Origin of the sequence: Stenotrophomonas sp. G106K1 (assembly GCF_037969685.1) — a bacterium.
GTDB classification, from domain to species: domain Bacteria; phylum Pseudomonadota; class Gammaproteobacteria; order Xanthomonadales; family Xanthomonadaceae; genus Stenotrophomonas; species Stenotrophomonas lactitubi.
In genome coordinates this window covers 361,040-368,170 of the sequence record NZ_JBBPFR010000002.1, presented here as the reverse complement: position 1 = coordinate 368,170, position 7,131 = coordinate 361,040, and the positions used below count along the sequence as shown (strand labels likewise).

General features: G+C 67.6%; 5 protein-coding genes. 1 reads left to right on the top strand and 4 read right to left on the bottom strand.

The annotated features are described in order from the left end of the window. Nucleotides 1-137: 137 nt before the first annotated feature. Genes WKB25_RS04045 through mdoH form a run of 4 tightly spaced genes read right to left on the bottom strand, consistent with a single transcriptional unit; the run spans nt 138 to nt 4,559 of the window. Complete coding sequence (locus WKB25_RS04045) at nt 138-881, bottom strand: LytTR family DNA-binding domain-containing protein (RefSeq protein ID WP_340568852.1); 744 nt, start codon at nt 879-881, stop codon at nt 138-140. Continuing rightward, on the bottom strand, nt 877-1,920 hold the full coding sequence (locus WKB25_RS04040) for a sensor histidine kinase (RefSeq protein ID WP_340568843.1): 1,044 nt from the start codon (nt 1,918-1,920) through the stop codon (nt 877-879). Before WKB25_RS04040 ends, WKB25_RS04045 begins: the two co-directional genes overlap by 5 nt. A gap of 3 nt (nt 1,921-1,923) precedes the next feature. Then, nucleotides 1,924-2,583 (bottom strand): alpha/beta hydrolase, encoded by a 660-nt coding sequence (locus WKB25_RS04035; RefSeq protein ID WP_100553636.1) that lies wholly within the window; start codon nt 2,581-2,583, stop codon nt 1,924-1,926. Nucleotides 2,584-2,633: 50 nt separating this feature from the next. Further along, the gene (gene mdoH / locus WKB25_RS04030; protein WP_089237081.1) at nt 2,634-4,559 is read right to left on the bottom strand and encodes a glucans biosynthesis glucosyltransferase MdoH; all 1,926 of its coding nucleotides are present in this window, start codon (nt 4,557-4,559) and stop codon (nt 2,634-2,636) included. Between the two features lie 494 nt (nt 4,560-5,053). On the opposite strand from mdoH, the gene WKB25_RS04025 reads away from it, so the two are divergent. Then, complete coding sequence (locus WKB25_RS04025) at nt 5,054-7,090, top strand: TonB-dependent receptor (protein ID WP_340568841.1); 2,037 nt, start codon at nt 5,054-5,056, stop codon at nt 7,088-7,090. Nucleotides 7,091-7,131 lie beyond the last annotated feature (41 nt).

Genomic DNA, 7,131 nt, shown 5'->3' with positions numbered 1-7,131 from the left:
CCCCCATGGATGGGTTTACGGCGTGTCCCGCCACCCCACCCCGGCCCAACCCAGCACGTAGAAACACCGAGCCATGACCCGCTGTTGCTGTTGCTGTTGCTGTCGAAGCAGTCGCGGCCGCAGGCCGCGCGGAAACCTCACAGATGCCGCAATTCCTGCTTCAGCGTCGCCACGCAGCGCCGACTCACTTCCAGCGGCTGCTTGCCATGCCGCAGCACCGCCTGCACCTGGCCTCCGCTGCCACGCCGCAGTTCCACCAGCTCATGGCGCGCCACCAGGCAGTTGCGATGGATGCGCACGAACCGGCTGGCGAACTCTTCCTCCAGCGACTTCAACGATTCCTCGATCAGGTCCTCGCCACGTGCGTGATGCACCACCACGTACTTTTCTTCGGCCTGCAGATAGTGGATGTCGTCCAGCGGAATCAATCGCAGGCTGCCGCGCAGGCGGGCACACAGCATGCTGCGGGCCTGGCCGCCGGTGTGCTGGGGTTGGCCGTCGCGGCCGGCCAGGAAGGTGCGGGCGCGTGCGATCGCCGCCGCCAGCCGCTCGGCGCGTACCGGCTTCATCAGGTAATCGATGGCCGCCGCCTCGAACGCCGACAGCGCGTGTGCATCGTAGGCGGTGCAGAACACCACGGCCGGCCTCGGCTCGAAACTGGCCAGATGGCGGGCCGCTTCCAGCCCGTCCAGGCCGGGCATGGCGATGTCCAGCAGCACCAAGTCCGGCTGCAGTTCGGCGCACGCGTGCAGGGCCTGCTCGCCGTTGCCGGCCTCGGCCACCACGTCCACCCCTTCCTGCGCGGCCAGCAGGCTGCGCAGGCGCTCGCGCGCCAGCGGTTCGTCATCGGCGATGACTACCCTCACGATCGTCCCCTCAATGGATCGGCACTGTCACCTGGCAGGCATAGTAGCCCTCGCTCCAGCCAGCCGTCATCCGCGCGGCGCGGCCAAAGCGCCAGGCCAAGCGATGGCCGATGCTGTGCTGGGCGTGGCCCGCTCCCTGGGCCAGGGCCAGCCCGGGCACCTGCGGATCGGGCGCAGGATTGCGTACGCGGATCTGCAGCTCGCTGCCCACACAGGCCAGATGCAGCTCGATGGTGCCTCCTTCGGGCAGGCGCGAGATGCCATGCAGCACCGCATTCTCCACCAGCGGCTGCAGCACCAGCCGCGGCATCGGCAGATCCCATGGCAGTGGTTCATCGCGCTGCCAGTGCACCCGAAGGCGATCGCCCAGACGCAGCGATTCAATCGACAGATAGCGCTCGGCCAGTTCGCACTCATCGCGCAGGGTCGAATCGCCCTCGTCCGCCCCCAGCGCGGCGCGGAACAGATCGGACAGGTCGAGCACGGCACGCTCGGCCACCGCTGGGTCGCGATGCAGCAGGCTGGCGATCAGGTTCATGCTGTTGAACAGGAAATGCGGGCGGATGCGCGCCTGCAGAGCGTCGGCCTGCGCGCGGGCATTGGCCTGCACCTGCGCCGCCCAGCGGTCGCTGACATAGAAGTAGCGCAGTGCCAATGCGGTGATCAGTGCCGTGGTGGCCGCGCTGCCCAGGGTGAAGCGCCAGAAGCCGATACCGCGCGCGAAGTTGTCGCCCAGCACGGCATACAGGGCATGGATGATGCCCGCACACAGGATGGCGATCAGCGCGGCCAGGCCGACAGCGGCGACGGCACCCAGCATTTCCGGCAGCTTCGACAGCGCCTGCCGCAGCAGGCACAGGCTGGCGGTGACCGCCAGCGCCAGCCACAGTGCGAAGCCGCTGGCCGAGGCCAGTTCACCCATCGTCCAATGGCGGCTGCCATCGGGCGCCAGCGCCAGCACCACCACCACCAGTTCGGCCAGGCCGAGCATCGCTGCCAGCCGCGGCAGGCGGCACAGTTCCGGCATCCACGGGGTGGCAGCGCTCGCGGCCATGGCTCAGGCGACGCCCAGGCGTGCCTGCAGCCAGTCGCCCAGCGCGTCGATTTCCTCGGCGCAGACCTGGTGGGCCATCGGGTAGCTGTGCCACTGCACGTCCAGCCCAAGCGCGCGCAGCTTCTCGGCGCTGTGCGCGGCCACTGCCTGCGGGATCACCGGATCGCTGCTGCCGTGGGCCATGAACACCGGCACGTCCACTGCGCCATCGACGCGCGACGCGCTTTCGGCATCCGGCAGGTAGGTCGACAGTGCGATCAGGCCGGCCAACGGTGCAGTGCGTGCCAGCGCGGCGCTGAGGATCACCGCCCCGCCCTGCGAGAAGCCGGCCAGGAAGATGTGATCGGCGGCGACGCCGCGTTCGATCTCGCGGGCGATCAGGGCATCCAGCTGCACCACCGACTCCTGCACGCCGGTCATGTCGGCGCGCGAGCGGAAGTCCATGCCGACGATGTCATACCAGCCGCGCATCGGCACGCCGTTGTTGATCGTGATCGGCCGCACCGGTGCGTGCGGGAACACGAAGCGCAGCGCCGGCCAGTGCGGGCGCACCAGCTCGGGCACGATCGGCGCGAAATCATGGCCGTCGGCACCGAGGCCGTGCAGCCAGATCACCGACCACTGCGGCGAGGCGCCGGTTTCCTGTTCCACCGTTTGCAGCATGTTGCGGCTCCTGTACGTTCGAGCCGCATTATGCCGCTGGCACGGTGCGATCAGTACAGCGGCGGTTGCTCGGCCGCTTCCCGGCGCAGTTGTGCGGCGCGCACCAGCACCGGCGGCGGGATGTTCTCTTCGGGGATGTCGAGCAGGCCTAGGCGGTGCAGGAAGGCACCCGGCCCGCGCAGCGAGGTCAGTGCCACCACCGGCACCGCCAGCACCATGCCGATCACCACCGGCGCCATCCAGGCCGCCAGCGAGGGCGACACCGCCCACGCCAGCACGCCCATGAAGGCGCCAAACACGCCCAGGCCGCCGTAACCGCGCACCAGCGAAATCCACGAGATGCCACCGTCATCGCGCTGCTGTGCGTCCCAGCCCGAGTCACGGCCGGACAGCACCTCGGCCACGCCGCGCGACTGCACGTACATCACCACCGGCGCCATCAGTGCGGCCAGCACGGTTTCCACCAGCATCGACAGGAATGCGCGGATCGCGCCACCGCAGCCACGGCGTTCAACCGGGTCGAGCAGCATTGCCAGGTAGCCCAGCACCTTGGGCATCAGCAGCACCGCCATGGTGGCGGCGAACAGGCGCACCACCTGCTCTTCATCCTGCGCGCGCCAGTACACGCTGGGCGACAGATGCAGCAGCGCATTGAAATCGATGCCTTCCTGGAACAACGGGATGGCGATGCCGATCAGCATCAGCATCGCCCACATCGGTGCGGTGAAGTAATGGCCGATGCCGATCAGCATGTGCACGCGGCTGATCCAGTGCAGGCCACGGCTGCCCACCACCTTGCCGTGCTGCAGGTTGCCCTGGCACCAGCGGCGATCGCGCACCAGCAGGTCGGTCAACGTCGGCGGGCCTTCCTCGTAGCTGCCGCCCAGGTAGGGCACCATGTGCGCAGCCCATCCACCACGGCGCATCAGCGCTGCTTCCACGAAATCGTGGCTGAGCACGTGGCCGCCGAACGGCTTGCGCCCCGGCAGCTCCGGCAGGCCGGCGTGGTCGGCAAAGGCACGGGTGCGGATGATCGCGTTGTGGCCCCAGTAATTGCTTTCGGCACCGTGCCACCAGGCCACGCCACGGGCGATCACCGGACCGTACACGCGCCCGCCGAACTGCTGCATGCGCGAGAACAGGGTGCGGCCGCCGATGACCGACGGCAGGGTCTGGATCAGGCCGACGTCGGCGTTGTGCTCCATGCCGGCCACCAGGCGCACGATGCTGTCACCGGTCATCAGGCTGTCGGCATCCAGGATCAGCATCTGCGGGTAGGCACCGCCGAAGCGGCGTACCCAGTCGGCGATGTTGCCGGCCTTGCGCGCGCTGTTGTCACCACGGCGGCGATAGAACAGCCGCGCCTGGCCATCGGGCACCAGCTCGCGCAGCTCGGCGAATACCTGCTCTTCGGCACGCGCGATGTCCTCGCGGCGGGTATCGCTGAGCACGAAGAAATCGAAACGTTGCAACTGACCCGTGGCCGCCACCGATTCGTAGATCGCGCGCAGGCCGGCCAGCAGCCGGCGCGGGTCTTCGTTGTAGGTGGGCATCAGCAGCGCGGTGCGGCTGTGCACGGTCGGCAGCGGCTTGTCCGGGTCGATGCCCAAGCGGTAGCCCCGGTCGAACACGGCCGTCAGGAAGCCGGCCACCGCACTGGCAAAGGAAAGCGCGATCCACGCGAACAGGCCGACGAACAGCACCAGCAAGCAGGCCTCCAGCACGCTGATGCCGTTGCCGGACAACACCCGCCACATCATCCGGGTGGCCACGGCGGTCATCGCCACCGTGCCGCCGAGGATGTACAGGCGGCGCAGCCCGATCATGCGTGGCGAGGTGCGATGGCGCCGGACTTTCAGCGTGCCTTCGCGCAGCGTCTGTTCGGGCATCACCAGCGGTGCTTCGGCCGGCAGCAGGGCCCAGCCCGCGTCAGGACCGGCCGTGACCGGTTCCGCGTCGATGGTTTCACTCCCCATGGCCGCCTAACCCCTGCAGGCCGCAGGACCGGCCGTCCCGGCCAGGCTGCATGCACCAAGGTTCCTGGCACGCATTCCCGGCGTCCGCACTTGTCCTGTCTGCCACGGCGTCACGCCGCGCAGTCGATGTCTGTCACTACCGGAACCCACACGATCTCCAACGGGGCGGAATCGAAAAATGCGGCTCAGTCTATGGCCCCGAATGTAAGCCGGGTGCGAAGGTCTACGCCGGGAAATCCCCCCATTCAGCAATCAGCAGGCGAACCCCGGCACGCGGCCCGGGAATGTCGATTCATCCCGGAAGGTACTGGATCGTAACAAACGAGAACGGTTATCATTTCTTTAACCAGGCAGGTCGCCGCGCTCCGCGCACCGGACCCACCCAGCTGCGCCGGACCTACCGCGCGCCCGACGACCCAGGGAAGGGGTGGCTGCCTGCTGTCTGCGTGCGCCTTCTGCTTCCACCGGGTCTCTCCTCTCCCTTGGAAGCCGTCATGTCCCCTCTTCGTTCCGCGCGCCTGTCGCGTACCCGACTGGCCAGCGCCTTGGCCGCCGCCTGCCTGCTGACCCTGCCTGCCCTCGCCGCCGCTGAAGCCAGCGCCGATGCCTCGACCAAGGACCTGGATACCGTGGTGGTCACCGCCTCGGGCAACCAGCAGTGGATCAAGGATGCCCCGGCCAGCATCAGCGTGATCAGCCGCGAAGACATCGAACGCCAGCCGGTGCACGACCTGGCCACCCTGCTCAGCCGCATTCCAGGCGTGACCGGTGGGCTCAGCGCCGCCGGTGAGCAGTCCAAGATCAAGCTGCGCGGCATGCCGTCCAACTACACGCTGGTGCTGGTGGACGGCAAGCGCATGGGCAGCTCGGCTTCGACCAACTATCGCCCCGACCTGGGCCGCCAGGACCTGAACTGGATTTCTCCCGACCAGATCGAGCGCATCGAAGTGGTGCGCGGCCCAATGTCCTCGCTGTATGGCTCGGACGCAATGGGCGGGGTGATCAACATCATCACCAAGCGCATCGGTGACAGCTGGAACGGCAGCGCCACCCACAGCTATACCCGGCCGCAGGATGGCGACCGTGGCGACACCCAGCAGATCGGCGCGACCTTCTCCGGCCCGCTGGGCGAGCGCTTCGGCCTGCGCATCGGTGCCAACAGCATGCGCCGCGACTCGGACCGCTCCAACGGCGGCGTGTATGGCAACGCCTACGCCGGCGAGAAGGACCGCAATGTCGACGCGCTGCTGCAGTGGAAGCTGAGCGAGGCACAGGAAGTGTCGCTGGAAGCGGGCCACGGCGTGCAGCAGGCCTTCATCGCCCAGGCGCTGGAGAAGCAGGACGAAGGCGCATGGGGTGCCAGTGAGCTCAAGCGCAGTTCGCTGGCGCTGAACCACGACGGCAAGTGGGATTTCGGCACCTCCAGGCTCAGCGCGTACTGGACCGAATACAAGAACGATATCGGCCCGACCGGCCGCTCCGAGGCAACCGACAAGATCATCGAAGGCAGCCTGAGCACGCCCTTCACCCTGGGCGTGGACCACCAGTTCGCGGTGGGCGGCCAATGGAAGCGACAGGAGTTGATCAACACCGACACCATCGGCCAGGCGCCGGTGGACTATGCCGGCAACCCGGTGGTCGGCTCTGCACTGGAAGTGGATACCTGGGCGCTGTTCGTCGAAGACGAGCTGAAGCTGCACCGTACCCTGGCCCTGACCTTGGGCGCGCGCCTGGACCACCATGAACAGTTCGGCAGCCATGTCAGTCCGCGTGCCTACCTGGTCTGGCACCCGAGCGAGCAGTGGACAATCCGTGGCGGCGTCTCCAAGGGCTTCCGCGCCCCGAGCCTGACCGAGAATTCGCCCAGCGCGGCGACCCAGTCCGGTGGCCGCGGCTGCACCTCGCTGTACCCGCTGGGCTACGTACGTGGCGGCTGCTACATGGCAGGTAATCCGGACCTTGACCCGGAAACCAGCACCAACCGCGAGATCGGCGTCAGCTTCGACAACGATCTGGTCGACGTCGGCCTGACCTACTTCCATACCGACTTCAGGAACAAGATCGAGTATGAAGCGCTGGGCTTCTTCAACGGCTACTGGTGGACGCGGATGAGCAACGTGCAGCGCGCGCGCACCAGCGGCATGGAAGGCAACCTCAACTTCCGCTTCGGCGATCATTGGCGCTGGCGCACGTCGGCGACCTGGATGAAGGAAGCCAAGAACCTGACCACCGGCCGCAACCTGATCGACACCCCGGAGTTCTCAGGCTATTCGTCGCTGGACTGGACCCCGAACACCACGTTCTCCAGCAGCCTGTCGGCGCAGTACACCGGCAAGCAGACCGGCGTGGTCAATACCTTCCTGAAGGCCTACACGCTGTATGACCTGACCGCTGCCTGGAACGTCAACGAGGTGCTGACCCTGCGTGGCGGCGTCAGCAACCTGGCCGACAAGAAGCTGTACGCCGACGGCGCCACCGACTACTTCGTCGCCGGCCGCAGCTACTTCCTCAGCATGACCGCGCGCTTCTGATGCGCACTGCGATCGCGCTGGCAACCGGCCAGCGCGATCGT

What these genes read in the sequence shown, in the direction of transcription:
- mdoH (WP_089237081.1), bottom strand. Translation starts at nt 4,559, where the DNA reads ATGGGGAGTGAAACCATCGACGCGGAACCGGTCACGGCCGGTCCTGAC.
- WKB25_RS04025 (WP_340568841.1), top strand. Translation starts at nt 5,054, where the DNA reads ATGTCCCCTCTTCGTTCCGCGCGCCTGTCGCGTACCCGACTGGCCAGC.
- WKB25_RS04040 (WP_340568843.1), bottom strand. Translation starts at nt 1,920, where the DNA reads ATGGCCGCGAGCGCTGCCACCCCGTGGATGCCGGAACTGTGCCGCCTG.
- WKB25_RS04035 (WP_100553636.1), bottom strand. Translation starts at nt 2,583, where the DNA reads ATGCTGCAAACGGTGGAACAGGAAACCGGCGCCTCGCCGCAGTGGTCG.